The organism is Kosakonia radicincitans DSM 16656, assembly GCF_000280495.2.
Classification (GTDB): domain Bacteria; phylum Pseudomonadota; class Gammaproteobacteria; order Enterobacterales; family Enterobacteriaceae; genus Kosakonia; species Kosakonia radicincitans.
Window position 1 is genome coordinate 1,072,087 of sequence record NZ_CP018016.1, and the last position, 16,941, is coordinate 1,089,027.

Annotated in this window: 14 protein-coding genes; 6 read left to right on the plus strand and 8 right to left on the minus strand. The window is 56.3% G+C overall.

Annotation, left to right across the window (positions count from 1 at the left end):
* Positions 1-2 precede the first annotated feature (2 nt).
* The 8 genes from Y71_RS05365 to Y71_RS05400 form a co-directional block, all read right to left on the minus strand.
* Positions 3-1,142 carry an efflux RND transporter periplasmic adaptor subunit gene (locus Y71_RS05365; protein ID WP_035887759.1) on the minus strand — a complete coding sequence of 380 codons (1,140 nt, stop codon included), beginning with the start codon at positions 1,140-1,142 and terminating at the stop codon, positions 3-5.
* A 222-nt stretch (positions 1,143-1,364) separates the two neighbouring features.
* Positions 1,365-2,126, minus strand: coding sequence for a chitin disaccharide deacetylase (chbG, locus tag Y71_RS05370; RefSeq protein WP_007370476.1), 762 nt, complete (start codon positions 2,124-2,126; stop codon positions 1,365-1,367).
* Positions 2,127-2,135: 9 nt separating this feature from the next.
* Positions 2,136-3,491: a 6-phospho-beta-glucosidase gene (locus tag Y71_RS05375; protein WP_007370477.1), complete on the minus strand. Its 1,356-nt coding sequence runs from the start codon at positions 3,489-3,491 to the stop codon at positions 2,136-2,138.
* Positions 3,492-3,550: 59 nt separating this feature from the next.
* Entirely contained in the window at positions 3,551-4,390 is an 840-nt protein-coding gene (chbR, locus tag Y71_RS05380) for a transcriptional regulator ChbR (RefSeq protein ID WP_007370478.1), read from the minus strand.
* A gap of 76 nt (positions 4,391-4,466) precedes the next feature.
* A complete protein-coding gene (chbC, locus tag Y71_RS05385) occupies positions 4,467-5,825 on the minus strand; it encodes a PTS N,N'-diacetylchitobiose transporter subunit IIC (RefSeq protein WP_007370479.1) in 1,359 nt (452 codons plus the stop codon).
* Between the two features lie 73 nt (positions 5,826-5,898).
* Positions 5,899-6,222: a PTS sugar transporter subunit IIB gene (locus tag Y71_RS05390; protein WP_007370480.1), complete on the minus strand. Its 324-nt coding sequence runs from the start codon at positions 6,220-6,222 to the stop codon at positions 5,899-5,901.
* A gap of 291 nt (positions 6,223-6,513) precedes the next feature.
* On the minus strand, positions 6,514-7,659 hold the full coding sequence (locus Y71_RS05395) for a porin (protein WP_007370481.1): 1,146 nt from the start codon (positions 7,657-7,659) through the stop codon (positions 6,514-6,516).
* Positions 7,660-8,126: 467 nt separating this feature from the next.
* Positions 8,127-8,717 (minus strand): NAD(P)H-dependent oxidoreductase, encoded by a 591-nt coding sequence (locus Y71_RS05400; RefSeq protein WP_007370483.1) that lies wholly within the window; start codon positions 8,715-8,717, stop codon positions 8,127-8,129.
* A 113-nt stretch (positions 8,718-8,830) separates the two neighbouring features.
* Here Y71_RS05400 and Y71_RS05405 point away from each other — a divergent pair, with 113 nt between their 5' ends.
* The 6 genes from Y71_RS05405 (at position 8,831) to nirB (ending at position 16,931) form a co-directional block, all read left to right on the plus strand.
* Positions 8,831-9,418 (plus strand): TetR/AcrR family transcriptional regulator, encoded by a 588-nt coding sequence (locus Y71_RS05405; protein ID WP_007370484.1) that lies wholly within the window; start codon positions 8,831-8,833, stop codon positions 9,416-9,418.
* Positions 9,419-9,482: 64 nt separating this feature from the next.
* Positions 9,483-10,745: a nitrate regulatory protein gene (locus Y71_RS05410; RefSeq protein WP_007370485.1), complete on the plus strand. Its 1,263-nt coding sequence runs from the start codon at positions 9,483-9,485 to the stop codon at positions 10,743-10,745.
* Positions 10,746-11,027: 282 nt separating this feature from the next.
* Positions 11,028-12,284: a CmpA/NrtA family ABC transporter substrate-binding protein gene (locus tag Y71_RS05415; RefSeq protein WP_035890193.1), complete on the plus strand. Its 1,257-nt coding sequence runs from the start codon at positions 11,028-11,030 to the stop codon at positions 12,282-12,284.
* A 10-nt stretch (positions 12,285-12,294) separates the two neighbouring features.
* Entirely contained in the window at positions 12,295-13,179 is an 885-nt protein-coding gene (gene ntrB / locus Y71_RS05420) for a nitrate ABC transporter permease (RefSeq protein ID WP_007370488.1), read from the plus strand.
* Between the two features lie 10 nt (positions 13,180-13,189).
* Entirely contained in the window at positions 13,190-13,984 is a 795-nt protein-coding gene (locus Y71_RS05425; protein WP_007370489.1) for an ABC transporter ATP-binding protein, read from the plus strand.
* 34 nt (positions 13,985-14,018) lie between these two features.
* Positions 14,019-16,931: a nitrite reductase large subunit NirB gene (gene nirB / locus Y71_RS05430; protein WP_081120709.1), complete on the plus strand. Its 2,913-nt coding sequence runs from the start codon at positions 14,019-14,021 to the stop codon at positions 16,929-16,931.
* Positions 16,932-16,941: the final 10 nt, after the last annotated feature.

A 16,941-nucleotide genomic window follows, 5' to 3' on the forward strand; every position in this document is an offset into this window, starting at 1 on the left:
AATTACTTCCCTCCGTTTCCATCACTGGATTCGGTAGCGCCGACTTCCACCGCTTTCACTGTCATGCCAGCCTGCACTTTGCTGGTGCCTTCGGTAATTAACCGGTCACCGCTCTGTAACCCTTGAGTTATCAGCCATTTATTGCCGATCACCCGGTCGGTAACCACCTCGCGACTTTCCACTTTATTCTCTTTATTCACCACCAGCGCAGTGCCGTTGCCTTTGGCATCGCGCGTGATCCCTTGCTGCGGCGCAAGGATCGCTTCGCTGCGCACGCCGTTACTGACGGTAGCGCGCACAAACATGCCCGGCAGCAAATCGTGTTCCGGGTTCGGGAAGACGGCGCGCAGCGTCACGCTGCCGGTGGACTCATCAACAGAGACTTCGGTCAGCTCCAGTTTACCAGGATGCTGATACTGGCTGCCGTCATCCAGCGTCACGGTAACGGGAACCGTATTATCGCTGTTCTGCAACTGCTGTTTTTTCAGTTTCAGCAGTTGCGTGCTCGATTGTGTTAAATCGACGTAAATCGGATCAAGGGTACGGATGGTTGCCAGCGCCGTGGTCTGGCTGGCGGTGACCAGCGCGCCAGGCGTAACGGAGGAAATACCAATGCGACCGGAAATCGGCGCTCTGACTTTGGTGTAACCGAGGTTGATTTTGGCGCTCTCCACGGCGGCGCGATACTGCGCGACGGAAGCCACGTTTTGTTTGTAGGTGGCCATGGCGTCGTCCGCATCCTGACGCGATACGCCATTCTCTTTCACCAGCGCGGCATAACGCTCGGCTTTCAGTTTGCTGCTGTTAACAATCGCCACTGCATTCTGCAACTGGGCGACGGCTTCATCGTAGCTTGCCTGATACGTTGCCGGGTCAATTTCGTATAGCACCTGGCCCGCGACAACATCGTCTCCTTCTTTAAATAACCGTTTCTTGATGATGCCTTCGACTTGCGGGCGAACATCAGAAACCATGGTGCCAGTGACACGTCCTGTCAGGTCACTGAATAGTGTTACCGGTTCGGCCTTCAGCGTGACCACGCCAACTTGCATTGCCATCGCACCTGCATTCGTTTCCGGTTTTTGGTCGCAGGCGACAATCAGACATGCCAGTACGGCCACCATTATTCTTTTCAATGCCATTTGCAAACCTCAGTAATGAACGTTCATTCTCATGCGGGAGGATAGCAAAATGAAGGCGAAAAAATATACGAGGAAAAGTGAAGATATAAAGGATATTTGCTTACAGGCGGATACGTTTAAGGTGCTAAATCCATGAAAAGAGTGCGTGAAATTTCGAATGAAAGGCTGAGCCAAGGTCGCGGCCAGCGGGGAAATGCGGCGCAGCGCGCGCCGCAAAAGGCGCTATGTCAGATCGCGGAAGTTGCCGAGCCGGTAGCCGCGTTCAGCAATGGCGTATTTCAGCGACATCGAGGTCAGCACCTCCAGCTCGGTTAAACGCGGGTAGCAATAGCTGCTCTGGCGGATGGTGTTATCGACAAACGCCGGGTGACACATCATCTCCAGCGAATCCTCGCCGCGCGCGGCTGAGGCATCCAGCTCCTGTAAAAAGAGCGCGTCAGAAATCGCCTCGCCATAAAAGCCGCTGCTGAAACCCTCGGTACTGCGAAGCCCAGCCGGCAAATCGCTGGCGGGTAATCCTGCCGGGCGATCGAGGCGCAGCGGCAACCCGCGCACGGCGGCAAACTGCGCCACAATCGGCAAGATCTGCGGGATCATATGCACATGATGATGGCTGTCCAGATGCGTCGGTTCGCGGCCAAAAAGCGCAACAAAGCGCTGGTACTGGCTCGCCAGTTCTTCGGCGATTTCTGCGTGCGGTAATGTATCGGCTTCGGCCATTTGCCAGATCCATTTTCCCAGTTCGCCGTGCCGGGCAAGGCCGGGCATAGGCGTTAAAGGCTGGCCCAGCGTCAGTACAAAGTGCATACCTACCGCAAGAGCGGGCAGTTCACGGCTCAGCTGCGCCGCATGCTCAATCGCCGCGCCGTTGACCAGCGCGGTCGTGGACGTCACCACGCCGTGACGAAAGCTCTCGACGATGCCGTAGTTTTGCCCTTTGCTGAGACCAAAATCGTCCGCGTTAACAATCAATAAGCGTTCCATAGCCGTTCCTTAACGCGGTGACGCTTTCAGTTTGCCGATGCACTCAGCAAAGTTGGGCAGCCACTTTTCATGCGCCAGCAGCATTTCACGCGCCAGCAGTTCCGCATCATGATCCGAATGCACCAGCGGGCTGAGATTGAGCGCCAGCAGCACATCGTTAAATTCACCGCTCAGCGCCGCCTTGCTGGCGGCCACTTCGAAACCTTTAATGGTGTGAATCAGCCCAAGCACTTTTTCGTCAAACTGCGTCACGCGCGGATGGGGCGTCGCGCCGTTGCGCCCGAGAATGCAGGTCATCTCGACCGCCCAGTGCGCCGGGATATTTTCTACGTGTCCGTGATGCGGGATGTTCACATAGTGTTCGGTCTGCTTATCGTTATAGATGGCGTTGATCACTTCGCAGGCGGCATCGGAGTAGTACGCGCCACCGCGCTGCTCCAGTTCCTTCGGCTTCTCTTTGAGCGCCGGATCTTTATAAAGCTCAAACAGTTGCTTCTCAACCTGCTGCACCACCTGCGCCCGCGCGCCGCCTTTGTAATATTCGCCCATCTCAATCGCCAGCATCTCTTTTTGCTTGAAGTAATAGAGCAGGTAAGAGCAGGGCAGCAGATTGAGCGCGCGGATTAACCCTTCGCTAAACGGCAGGTCGAAAATGTTTTTCACCGTCGAGGCTTTCAGCCTGCGGGACGCGACGCCGTCGAGCAGTTCGGCAAAGCGCGACGTGCCGTTGACCAGCACATCTTTGATAAACACCATATGGTTGAGGCCAAACAGATCGATCGCCAGTTCGTCGCTGTCGGCAAGGTTCAGCACATCGCGGATAAACATTTTCATGCCGATGGGAATATTGCAGACGCCAATAAAACGCTTAAAACCGGTATGGCGATAAACGGCTTCGGTGACCATTCCGGCCGGGTTGGTGAAATTGATAACCCACGCGTTCGGGCAAATCGCTTCCACATCTTTAATAATGTCGAAAATCACCGGAATAGTGCGCAACCCTTTAAACAAACCGCCCGCGCCGTTGGTCTCCTGCCCCAGATAACCGTGGCTGAGCGGAATCCGCTCATCGAGTTCGCGCGCTTTCAACTGACCGACGCGCAGTTGTGTGGTGACAAAATCTGCGCCCTGCAATGCTTCCCTGCGGTTCAGCGTTTTATAGACTTTCAGCGGTACACCCGCTTTTTCCACCATGCGCTGGCAGAGCGCAAAAATAATATCCAGCTTCTCTTGCCCCTCTTCGACATCGACCAGCCATAATTCAGAAACCGGTAATTCATGGTAGCGCTTAATAAAACCTTCCAGTAATTCCGGGGTGTAGCTGCTCCCGCCGCCAATGGTGACGACTTTTAATTTCTGGCTCATAAATTCTCCCTTGAATTCGGTCATGAATGACGGCGGGCAGTGAAACGCGCCCGTCACCGTTACTGATTGATTTCCGTTAATCGCTTGCGATAGTTATTGGGCGTAAATGATGTCATTTTTTTGAAAGTTTTAATAAATAAGCTGGGGCTGCTGTAGCCAGCCTCCCAGGCAATATCCGTCACCGAATAGTTGGTCATTTCCAGCTGCTTTTTCGCAAAATCGATGCGGATTTCATTAATAATCTGCATCGGTGTTTTGCGGTAATAGCGGCGGGTGGCGCGGGTCAGATACTCCTGGGATTTGCCCGCCAGCTGGATCATATTTTCCAGCGCATTTTCGCCAAACTGCGTTTTATCGTGCATCGTTTCGACGGTGATTTTCAGCCATTGCGGAACGTCATCCATAACCGGCTCTTCACGGTAGTGGCGCAGCCGGTTAATCACGTAGAACGTGACGGCTTCGATAAACTCATCCAGCCCGTTTTCGCGGAAATTCAGCGAGGCGATAACCGTTTCGACATAGGCCATAAAGGCATTGCTGGTGCGATAGGCCTGCGAAGCGACAAAGCAGAAGGGCAGCAGCGCCAGATAGTGCTGTTCAAAGAACGGCTTGCTGATGCCGACATTCAGAATGCGCGTCGCGCCGAACGCGTAAAAACTTTGATGGTGCGAGCCGAGCGGGATAAACACAAAATCGCCGCGCTCCAGCAGCACACGTTTTCCGTTGATCACCTGGTAGTAACGGCCGGTGAGAACCAGTGTAAATTCATAGTAATCATGCTGATGCAGCCCGCTCGCGCTCTCGGTTTTGTTGTAGATAAACACATGGAAATTTTTACCGTTGAAGAGCTGCTGCTCGCGAACCGTTTTAATTCCCTGCGTGTTGATCTGTGGCTGCATGGTTAACTCCTTACGCGTTTTACATCGGGCGGTGGCTTAAGGATAAGCGCACTTACCTCAAGCCACCGCCCTGGCTTCAGAACTTCAGCGCCGCGGCGATATCTTCTTCGCTCTCTTCCTGATCAATCACGTTCTGCGCTTTGTTGGCGACCACCACAAAAGGCAGGTACACCAGCGTGGCAATCACTAAGTTGAAGAGTGCGAGCAGTAACGCGGCGATACTGCCATTGGTATTAAAGAAAGCGCCCAGCCCGGTTGGCATCGTCCACGGTGCGATGTTGGTGATCGGTGGAATAATGCCGCTGTAATAGGCCAGCAGGGTGATGGCGGCGAGGATCGGTTGCACCAGAATAAACGGGATAAATATCACCGGGTTCATGATAATCGGCAGGCCGAACAGAATCGGTTCGTTAATCTGGAACAGGCCGGAAGGCAGCGCCAGTTTCGCCACCTGGCGATAATCCGCCCGCCGGGAGGCGAAGAAGATGGCGATAATCAGCCCGAGCGTCGCGCCGCTGCCGCCCAGAAAAATGTACGAATCCAGCATCGGCTTGGCCCAGACATGGAACGTTTTGCCAGCGGTCAGCGCCGCATCAACGGAGCCGTACTGCTGATAAACGGCGATATTTTCCAGCGCCCACGGCGTCATAATGCCGCTGTCCAGCGCGGTCAGCGCCAGCGAACCGTGAATACCAAAGAACCACAGCAGCGGCACAAACAGCACGTACACCCAGCCGACAATACTGCCGAGCGAGGCCAGCGGCGTGGAGATGGTATCCATAATCAGCTGGTGGAAGTTGGTGCCGAAATGCGTCAGCGCCCAGGCGACAATGCCCATCAGCGACAGAATAATAAAGCCGGGGATCAGCGCGGAAAACGAACGCGCCACCGAAGCGGGCACGCTCTCCGGCAACGTAATCACCCAGTTGCGCCGCACGATAAAGGTAAACAATTCGGCGACCACCAGGCCAATAATCATCCCGGAAATAATATTCGCCCCGCCTAACCAGTTTGCGCCAACGGCATAAGCTTCACCGACGCTATAAGGTGTGACGGTCATAAAAGCGGCAATGGATAATAATCCGGCGGCCAGCGCATCAACTTTGCGTTCTTCCGCCAGCGCCATACCAATAAAGAACGGCGCCATTAACGACATAATGCCCAGCGTGCCGTTATAGACGTTGCCGCCAATACCTTTTAAACCGTTGAGCGTTTCAATGGTCGAGGCATCCAGGCGGATGCCTAACGAATAGAAAAACGATCCTTCGCCAAAACTTAAAAATACGTTATTAATTAAAACAAACATCGCACCCGCGAGCGTTAATGGCATTAAACGAATAAAGCCATTTTTAATCGCATTAACGTGAGGCTGTTTTCCTAATTTAACCGCAAAAGGAAGAAGTATCTTTTCAAGTGAAGCAATCGCATTACTCATAGAAAAATACCCTTAAATACCGCAACAGGTTATTGCGGCGCAGTGTGAGGGAATAACTCAGTAATAAGAGACGTTAATTATTGGCGGCGGCCTGTTTAATGGCAGCTACGGCCGCTTTCAGCACGCCCAGACCATCAACTTTGCCGTACAGCAGCGAGTCAATCACTTCGACTGGTTTATTCGGCAGCAATTGTTGAATGTCCGCTAACTTCCACGCAATTTGCGGGCCGAGCAATACCACATCCGCCTGCGGCCCCTTTTCTGCGGCCAGAGACTCAGAAAATGCTTCAATAATGACCGGTACTTCATATTTTTCCGCCTGCGCACGCATCTTTGACACCAGCAGCGACGTTGACATACCCGCTGAACAAAACAGATAAATACGTTTTTTTTCCATTATGCGTCCCTCAATATGCGATTTTCTGTCGGCCAGATCCTATGCAGGCTGCGTTAGGGCTTCCTGCAATGGCTGCCCCGCGAAGCGGGAGAACTTTTTTCTGCGTCCGAAACAAGTATAAGGCACGCTTCCGGCTTAGGATATTTCTCAACTTGCCAAAATTGTCTGTGGTTGACCTGGCGCTATGTTCATCTTCACATTTTCGTAAATAGATCGTTAAAAATTGTGCTTTGGTGATGAGAGGGGCGGTGGCAGGAGAGGAAATGCCCCCAGGCCGGGGGCAGGCGTGCATCAGAAGTCGTAGCGCAGGCGCACGATATTCATGTCGCTCAGGTTGTCGCTGCTGGAGGTAAACACGTGTTCGTAATCGACACGGAAACCATAATCCAACTGGAAAGTCACACCGACGCCGTTATCAATACGCTGATAATCGCGACCAGTGGTGTATTGCAGACGGTCGCCCATCACGTACGGCTGAACATATTTAAGCGCGTACTGGCCCACCGGGATTTTATAACCGGCAAAGTATTCAATCCCCCACGCATCGCCCGCGAAGTAGTTTTGCACGTCGGATTTTTTGGTCAGCAGGAAGTTCTGATACCAGCCGCCGCCGAAGGAGAAGGTCCAGTTATCCGGCGTCCAGCTCAGCGCGGTACCGAGGATGTTCTGATCGTAGTTTTTGCTGTCGTCCGTTGATGGCAGGCGCATTTCCGCACGGGTGTAGTTCCACGCCGTACCCCATGTCAGGGTATCGGTCAGGTGATAATCGACACCCAGTGAACCGCCGCCTTTACGTTTGTAACGCGTGCCGTTGCCCGGCAGATAGTCGGAATCATTGAACAGGTAAGAGACATAAATATCCGCGTCGCCAACGGTTTTCTTATATTTGAGCATATTACGTGAGCGATAAGAGCCGTCGTAGTCGCCGTTGATACCGTTGCCCGGCGCCTGGGCCTTCATGTCGTAATCCCAGATATCAGTTTTCGCACCCACGACATCGTAATAAATACTGTTCTGCTGACCGTAGGTGAGCGTCCCCCAGGTTTTACTTTTCAGCCCGGTGTAGAGCATACGGCGGGTCGTATTTCGTGTGCCTTCGGCATAGTGATTATCCCAGTCAAAAAGTGCCGGAATGTTCACGCCGAGTTCGTAATAGTTAATCCAGCTAATATCATCAAACAGATAGTAGTCGGAGGAGAAACGAAAACGGGTACCGCCATCGTAGCCGTTACGTTTGTACGAGCCTTTGTCGCTGTTGCCCATCGCGTTATCGAACTGCGGGCGGATAGACCCCCCGACGGTAAAGTTCAGACGGCTCAGCGGGTCGTCGGCCTGTGGATCCTGTTTCAGCAGAGTAATTTCTGCCTGCGCTGCGAAAGACATCAATGCCACTGCTGCACCGATCGAGGCTGTCAGCATTTTTAATTTAGTATTCATTTATTTTTCCTCGGGAATGCTACTCACTATTAGCGCGGGCATAGTAATTTACGAATATGACAGTTCTGTTTCCAAAATTAGAGATTCGTGCGCTTAATTTATTTAAGTGTATATAAACGTAACGTCTGGTTTCTGTTTTTTATATTTGTCTGAATACATGTCTGGCGGTAATTTTTCTCGTTTTAAAGAAAAAAAGCTCGTTTTGCTAATAATGATATGTGCCCATAATAAAGGCACGGATTGTTAAGCGTTTTGTTGCTGACAGAGAGTAAAACGTGCGGACAATAATGAGATCTGGTAGTACTAACGCGCTTGAAATATCTTACCGAACAGCCATGTTCGGTTTTTTTTGCCTGAAATGTTTCGCGGTGGGACGGGGGAAATAGTTATTCAGCCCCGTTTATTGCGCAGCGATCTGTTAAATCTCCCAAATAAATATTTAGCCGCCGGAGAGCGGCGGCTAAAACTCAGCGGTTAAAGACGTTGCGGCCAATTTCAACGGCCTGTTGTAACGCCGCTTCCGCGCTGCCGAGATCCGGCAGCATCAGCGTGGCATTGGTCAGCACCGGCGCGCCGCAGTAATCAAAAATCCCGTGCGCGATTTGTGTGTTCCACGATTGCGCATAACCATGCTTTTCGAAGGTGCGGCGATCGGCCCCGCCCAGCGCCACAAGATGGACCGGCAAATGGCCGAGCTTTTTAATCACTTTACCTTCGCCACTATCGGCATAGGCCCAGCCGTTACTAAAGACGCGATCGATCCAGCCCTTTAACAGCCCCGGCATTGTCCACCAGTAAATAGGAAATACCAGCACCAGCGCATCGGCGTTAGCAATACGCGCCTGTTCGGCGAGCACATCGGCGGGCAGCGGCGCGGTTTGATTGAAGGCGGCGACATCCGCTGCTGAAAAGCGCGGGTCAAACCCTTCTCGCGCCAGGTCGGCGATTTCCGCGCTGTGTTGCCGCCCCTGCTGGCGAATACCTTCCGCAACTGCCTGCACCAGAGCGTGCGTTAATGAACTCTCCAACGGGTGCGATACTACGATCAAAGCGTGCATGTGAAACCTCCTCAGTTGCCATCCGCGATGAACGGACGTAATCTTATATACCAAAGGTAACCTACCAATAGTAAGTTACCTTTGGTATATAACCTTGTCAACGGAGAAAGAGGATGACCGCAACAGGTACACGGCAGCGACTCACGCGGGAAGCGCGTTTTACTCAACTGGTGGCGGTGGCCTGGCAAATCATTCGTGATGAAGGCACGGAAGCGCTGACGCTCAGCCATCTTGCTGAACTCGCCGGTGTCACCAAACCCGTGGTTTACGACCATTTCACCAGCCGCTCCGGTCTGCTGGCTGCGCTGTATCGTGAATACGATCAGCGGCAGAACCAAAAAATGGATGATGCGCTGCGCACTACCAAAGCCGAACTGGCGCCGCGGGCGACGGTGATCGCCACCGCCTATATCGAATGCGTACTGCTGCAAGGGCGTGAAATGCCCAGCGTACTGGCGGCGCTGGCGGGCACGCCGGAGCTGGAAAAAATCCGCCAGGAGTATGCCGCCGATTTCATTGAGAAGTGCCGCGCATTGTTTGCGCCATTTTGCGTAAAACCGTTACGTGATGCTGCCTTGTGGGCCATGCTCGGCGCGGCGGAAGGGCTGTCATGGGCGGCGGTGCAGGGCGCCATCACCGAGGCGCAAGCCAAAGAGGAGCTGAAAGCGGTGATTATGGCGATGGTGCAGGCCAGCGTATAACGCGGATTTTTCGTCCTGGCGCGTTGCTTGCATTAACCTGGCATGACTTCCGGGGAGCACGCGCATGATTGCCAACTCATCAACCACCATCCGTTTTTTACTGGCATCACGCCAGTGTGAGCTGAACAGCCTGCGTTATCTGCTGCAACGCGGTGAACTGGTAGGCAAAATCAGCCAACTGGTGCATATGCTGCAACGCGAGCGCGGCACCTCGAATATGTTTCTTTGCGCGGCTGAAGGGCAGTTTGCCGATGAGCTATCCCAACGCGCGCGCGACGTTGCCGGGGCGCAGGCACCGCTGCTGGCGCAACTCGACACGCTGGAGAGCCAGATTGCCGCCAGCCCGCAGGCCAGCCGCCTCTTCAGCCACGTTGCCAGCGTTATTTACGCGCTCAGCCTGCTGCCCGCGCTGCGCCAGCAAATCCGCCAGCGCAAACTGCCGCTGCCGCAGGCGATGAGCTTCTTTAACGACATCATTCGCCATTTGTTGTCGCTGGTGTTTGAACTCACCGATACCGCCGCCGAACCGGACATCTCCCGTGCGCTGATCGCCATGTTCAGCTTTATGCAGGGGAAAGAGTTTGCCGGGCAGGAGCGGGCCATTGCCGCTGCCGCCTTTGCCGCCGGGCAATTCAGCGAAGAAACCCGGCAAAAGCTGCTCGATCTGATTGAGCGACAGGAGCGCTGCTTCGCCACCTTTGCCGATTTTGCTGATGAGCCGCACCGGCTGCGCTGGCAGCAGATGCAGACCGACAGCCAGTTTGAGCGACTGCGGCGTATTGCCTGTACCGGGCGTGAAGGATTTGCGGCGGACAGCGGTTTGCGCTGGTTCGCGCTCGCCACGCAGCGCATTGATGCGATGAAAATCGAGGAAGATGCGCTGGCACAAACGCTGATGGCGCACTGCCGCGCGCGCATTGCCGCCGCTGAACAGGCCAGCCATCAGCAGCAGGCCGATATCGAAAGCCTGATGCCGCAGCCGGAAGAGGAGGAGAGCCGCTATTCGGTGTTTATCGACAATCACGGCTGGCTGGAGAGCGGCGGCGTGCGCCCACAGCTCGGGCGTTCACTGTTAACGCTGGTGCAGCAGCAGTCGCGCCGCTTACAGGCGCTGGATACCGAACTGGCGGCGCTGCGGGAAACGCTCAACGAGCGCAAACAGATTGAGCGCGCCAAAAGTCTGCTGATGCAGCATCGCCAGCTTAGCGAAGAAGAGGCCTATAAAACCCTGCGCAGCATGGCGATGAATCAGAACAAAAAGCTGGTGGAGATAGCCGGCGCGATGCTGGCGGTCGCGGATGTTTTTCCTCTACCCCCTAAGGAGTAGCTGCACATCCGGGGTGCGAAATGTGCTCTCCGGCAGTGCGAAAACGTGCCCGGCAAACGGGTGAATTTTGCGCAACGCGTGAAATTTCGCCTGTTGCAGCGTGATCACGCATTCTGGCACAGTCCTTGCTTTATCCATTGAGAAACTAATTAAGACGCACTATCGGCCAATGGCGGTCGGTGCCGCGTCAACCGGACAACGGCGTCCATAAGCGTGCAGCTTTGCACAGGCTTATGGACGCCGTTTTTTTTTGCATCCGCAACGGTGAGCAAGAGGGTGGCAATGAGCGATGGCAACAAAGGTATGACGGTTTCCCGTCGGCAGTTTTTACTGGGCAGCGCGGCGCTGGGCAGCAGCCTGCTATTGCCTGGGGTGATCAATCGCGCATGGGCCGCAGGCTCGGATGCGCCGGAACTGAGCGAAATCCGCGTCGGTTTTATCCCGCTGACGGATTGTGCCTCGGTGGTGATGGCCGCTGTTAAAGGCTTCGACAAAAAATATGGCATCACCATTGTGCCGAGCAAAGAAGCCAGTTGGGCCGCGGTACGCGACAAGCTGGTTTCCGGCGAACTGAACGCGTCGCACATTCTCTACGGCCAGCTTTACGGCCTGCAAATGGGGCTTTCCGGGCCGCAAACCGAGATGGCGGCGCTGATGACCATCAACCAGAACGGGCAGGGGATCACGCTGGCGAACCAGTTGCACGAGGCGGGCGTTAATGACTTAGCCTCGCTGCAAAAACATATCGCCGCCAGCCCGGCAGGCACTTATACCTTTGCCCAGACCTTTCCCACCGGCACGCACGCCATGTGGCTCAACTACTGGCTGGCAAGCGCAGGCATCAACCCGCTCACTGACATTCGCAGCGTGGTGGTGCCGCCGCCGCAAATGGTGATGAACATGAAGATCGGCAACATGGTCGGCTACTGCGTGGGCGAACCGTGGAACCAACGCGCCATCAGCGATGGCATCGGCTTTACCGCCACCACCACGCAGGATATCTGGCCGGATCATCCGGAAAAAGTGCTCGGCACCCGCGCAGACTGGGTAGCCAAAAATCCCAACAGCGCCCGTGCGCTGACTGCCGCCATTCTTGAGGCTTCACGCTGGATTGACGCCTCCGACGATAACCGCCGCGAAACGGCGCGGGTCATCGCCGGGCGCGCTTACCTCAACACCAAAGAGGAAACCATTCTCGGGCGCATGCTCGGCCAGTACGAAAACGGCCTGGGCAAAAGCTGGAAAGATGAGCACGCGATGCGCTTCTTCCACGACGGCTCCGTCAACTATCCGTGGCTCTCCGACGGCATGTGGTTCCTCACCCAGCATAAACGCTGGGGGCTGCTTACCAGCGATCCGGATTACCTCGGCGTCGCCCGCAAGGTTAACCGCATCGACATCTACAAACAGGCTGCTGCGGCGGTCAGTAACGTCCCGCTGCCGGGCAGCGACATGCGCAGCAGTGTCCTGATCGATGGCATTCGCTGGGATGGCAGCAACCCTGCCGCCTATGCCAGCGGCTTTAGCGTAAAGAAATAGGAGGTCGCTTATGAAAAACCAGGCGCAGATTATCCCCCTTCCTCGCGAAGAGACGGCGCAGCCGCGTATGGCCGCCGAAATTGTGACGCTGCCCAGCAAACCCGTAGCGCGTCGTTCACCGCTGTTACGCCCGCTGATGGAGCGCGTACTGCCGGGGTTGCTCGGAATTGGCCTGCTGATCTGCCTGTGGCAGGTAGCGGCGCTCAACAGTAAAAACTTCCCCACGCCGTGGCAAACCTGGCAGGCGGCGCTGGAGATCTTTGCCGACCCGTTTTATATCGCCGGGCCGAACGATCAGGGCATTGGCTGGAACGTGCTGGCCTCGTTGCAGCGCGTGGCGGTCGGTTTTGGCCTCGCGGCGCTGGTCGGCATTCCGGCGGGCTTTTTGATTGGCCGCTTCCGGTTTGTCGCCAATATGCTCAACCCGCTGATCTCGCTGCTGCGCCCGGTCAGCCCGTTGGCCTGGCTGCCAATTGGTTTGCTGCTGTTTCAGCGCGCTGAACCAGCCTCCAGCTGGACGATTTTTATCTGCTCGATCTGGCCGATGATCCTCAACACCGCCGAAGGCGTGCGGCAGATCCCGCAGGATTACCTGAACGTGGCGCGGGTGCTGAAGCTTTCGGAATTCGCCATCATGCGCAAAATCCTGCTGCCCGCCGCGCTGCCCGGCATTCTCACCGGCATGCGCTTATCCATTGGCATTGCCTGGCTGGTGATTGTGGCGGCAGAAATGCTGACCGGCGGCATCGGTATCGGCTTCTGGATCTGGAATGAATGGAACAACCTCAATGTGCAAAACATCATTATCGCCATCGTGGTGATTGGCGTGATCGGCCTGCTGCTGGAGCAGGGGCTGATGTGGATTGCCAGCCGTTTTAACTACACCAGCCGCTAAGGAGGCCACGATGCGTACCCATCCGATTATTCAGGTTCAGCAGGTCAGCCAGCGCTTCAACACCCGCAGCGGCGAGTTTCTCGCGCTGGATAACGTCAGCTTTGATATCCACGCCGGTGAAACCCTGAGCCTGATTGGCCACTCCGGCTGCGGCAAATCAACGCTGTTAAACCTGATTGCCGGTCTGACGCGGCCGACCAGCGGCGGCCTGCTGTGCAATAACCGCGAAATCGACGGTCCAGGGCCGGAGCGCGGCGTGGTGTTCCAGAACCACTCGCTGCTGCCGTGGCTCACCACCTATGACAACGTGGCGCTGGCCGTTCGCCAGGTTTTTCGCGGCGAAATGAGCAAAGCCGAAATGCACGAGTGGATTATGCACAACCTCGATCTGGTGCAGATGAGCCACGCCTGGAACAAGCGCCCGCACGAAATTTCCGGTGGTATGAAGCAGCGCGTCGGCATTGCCCGCGCACTGGCGATGAAACCCGCCGTATTGCTGATGGATGAACCCTTTGGCGCGCTGGACGCCTTAACTCGCGCCCATTTGCAGGATGCAGTAATGGAGATCCAGCAGCGCCTGCGCACCACCATTGTGCTGATCACCCATGACGTTGACGAAGCGGTACTGCTCTCCGATCGGGTGATGATGATGACCAACGGCCCGGCGGCAACGGTTGGCGAAATCATGGACGTGTCGCTGGAGCGTCCGCGTTCGCGCGTGGCGCTGGCCGACGACGCGCAGTATCAGCGCTATCGCCAGCAGGTTCTGCAATTTCTGTACGAGAAACAGCCGAAAGCGGCCTGATGTCTCTGTCACTTGTTCGATAAGGATTCAGATGATGAAAAAGCCGGTTTTAGCCGTCATTGGGCACGGCATGGTCAGCCACTATTTTTTGCAACAGCTGGTGGAACGCGAGCTGCACCAGCATTACGACATCGTGGTGTTCGGCGAAGAGCGTCTGCCCGCTTATGACCGCGTCCACCTCTCGGAATACTTCGCCGGGCGCAGCGCCGAATCGCTCTCGCTGGTCAGCGATGGTTTTTTTGCCGACAGCGGCATCACTCTGCGCAGCGGCTGCAAAATTGTCGCGATCGACCGCGAACGTCACTGTTTACGCGACGAACAGGGCACAGAAACGCATTACGACATACTGGTGCTCGCCACCGGTTCTTACGCCTTCGTGCCGCCGATCAGTGGCAATAACCGCCCTGGGTGCCTGGTTTACCGCACGCTTGACGATCTGGACGCTATCGCCGCGCAGGCGAAAAACGCCAAACGCGGCGTGGTGATCGGCGGCGGGTTGCTGGGGCTGGAAGCGGCCAACGCGCTGCGTCAGTTAGGGCTGGAAACCCACGTGGTGGAGTTTGCCCCGCGTCTGATGGCGGTACAGCTTGATGAAGGCGGCGCGATGATGCTGCAACGCAAAATTGAAGCCCTGGGCGTGCAGGTGCATACCCGCAAAGAGACGCGGGAAATCGTTGATGGCGAGCAGGCACTGCATCGCCTCTGCTTTGCCGACGGTAGCTGGCTGGAGACCGATCTGCTGCTCTTTTCAGCCGGTATTCGCCCGCGCGATGAGCTGGCGGAAAGCGCGCAACTGCAAAAAGGGTCGCGCGGCGGCATTGTGATTGATGACCAGTGCCGCACTTCCAACGCGGCGATTTTCGCCATTGGCGAGTGCGCATTGTGGAACGGGCAGATTTTTGGCCTTGTGGCGCCTGGTTACCAGATGGCGCGCAGCGTGGCGGACACACTGGCGGCGCGCGACACGCCGTTTACCGGCGCGGATATGAGCACCAAACTGAAGCTGCTCGGCGTTGAGGTGGCGTCGCTCGGCGATGCGCACGGCAAAACGGAAGGCTGCCAGAGCTATCAGTGGACCGATGGCCCGCGTGAAATCTACAAGAAAATCGTTGTCTCCGCCGACGGCAAACGACTGCTCGGCGCAGTATTGATTGGCGACAGCGCTGATTACAGCATGCTGCTGCAAATGATGCTCAACGGCATGGCGCTGCCCGCGCAGCCGGAAACGCTGATTTTACCCGCCCGTTCCGGTGATGCGCCGAAAGGCCTCGGCGTGGCGGCGCTGGCGGCCAGCGCGCAAATCTGCTCCTGTCACAATGTCAGCAAAGGCGACATTGCCGCAGCGGTCGCCAGCGGCTGCAGCGAACTGGGGGCGATAAAAAGCTGCACCAAAGCCGGAACTGGCTGCGGCGGCTGCGTGCCGTTGCTGAAGCAGGTGATGGAGCATGAGCTGCAACAGCTTGGCGTGGAAGTGAAAAAAGATCTCTGCGAGCATTTTGCCTGGTCGCGCCAGGAGCTGTATCACCTGATCCGCCTGCATGAAATTCGCAGCTTCGATGAACTGATTAGCCGCTTCGGCAAAGGCCACGGTTGTGAAGTGTGCAAGCCACTGGTCGGCTCTTTGCTGGCTTCCTGCTGGAATGATTACCTGCTCAAACCGCAGCATCTGCCGTTGCAGGATACTAACGACCGTTTCTTCGCCAATATCCAGAAAGATGGCACTTACTCGGTGGTGCCGCGCATTCCGGCTGGCGAAATCACGCCGCAGGGCTTGATCGCCATTGGCGAAGTGGCGCAGCGCTACAACCTCTACACCAAAATTACCGGCGGCCAGCGGGTGGATCTGTTTGGCGCGCGGCTGGAGCAACTGCCTGCGATCTGGGAGAGGCTGATCGCCGCCGGGTTTGAAACCGGCCATGCTTACGGCAAATCCCTGCGCACGGTGAAATCCTGCGTCGGTTCTACCTGGTGCCGCTACGGTGTGCAGGACTCGACCGGCATGGCGATCACCCTGGAGAACCGCTACAAGGGGCTGCGCTCGCCGCACAAAATCAAAATGGCCGTTTCCGGTTGTACCCGCGAATGCGCCGAAGCGCAGGGCAAAGATATTGGCGTGATCGCCACCGATAAAGGCTGGAACCTCTATGTCTGCGGCAATGGCGGCATGAAGCCGCGCCATGCGGACTTGTTCGCCAGCGATCTCGACAGCGAAGCGCTGATCCGCACCATCGATCGCGTGTTGATGTTCTATATCCGCACCGCCGATCGTCTGCAGCGCACCAGCACCTGGCTCGACAATATGGAAGGCGGGCTTACGTACTTACAACAGGTGATCCTGCACGACAGCCTGGAGATTGGCGCGGAGCTGGAGCGTGAAATGCAGCAGGTGGTGGACGCTTACCAGTGCGAATGGAAAACCACGCTCGATAGCGCGGAAAACCGTCTGCTGTTCCGCGGCTTCCTCAACAGCGATCGCCCGGATGAAGCGGTGGTGATGGTGCCGGAGCGCGGGCAGATCCGCCCGGCCAGAAGCGAGGAAAAACCCGCGCAGGCGACAACGCTGCCGGGCGCCGAAGCCGAATGGGTGCATGTTGGCGCGGTGGCGGATATTCCGGCCAACAGCGGGGTTGCCGCGCGTCTGGGTCAGCAACAGATTGCGCTGTTCCATCTGCCCGCAAGCGAGGCGCAGATTTTCGCGCTGGACAATCGCGAACCGGGCAGCGAAGCCAATGTGCTGGCGCGCGGTCTGGTGGGCGATAAAGAGGGCGAACCGATCGTGATTTCGCCGCTCTACAAACAGCGTTTCCGACTGTGCGACGGCGTCAGCCTCGACGATGCCACGCTGCGGGTGCGCGTCTGGCCGGTCAACATTATCGACGGGCATATCTGGGTTCATCGCCAGCCGCTGGCAGAGAGCACTTTCCCGGCGATTGCCGAAGCGTCATAAGCCGCAACGG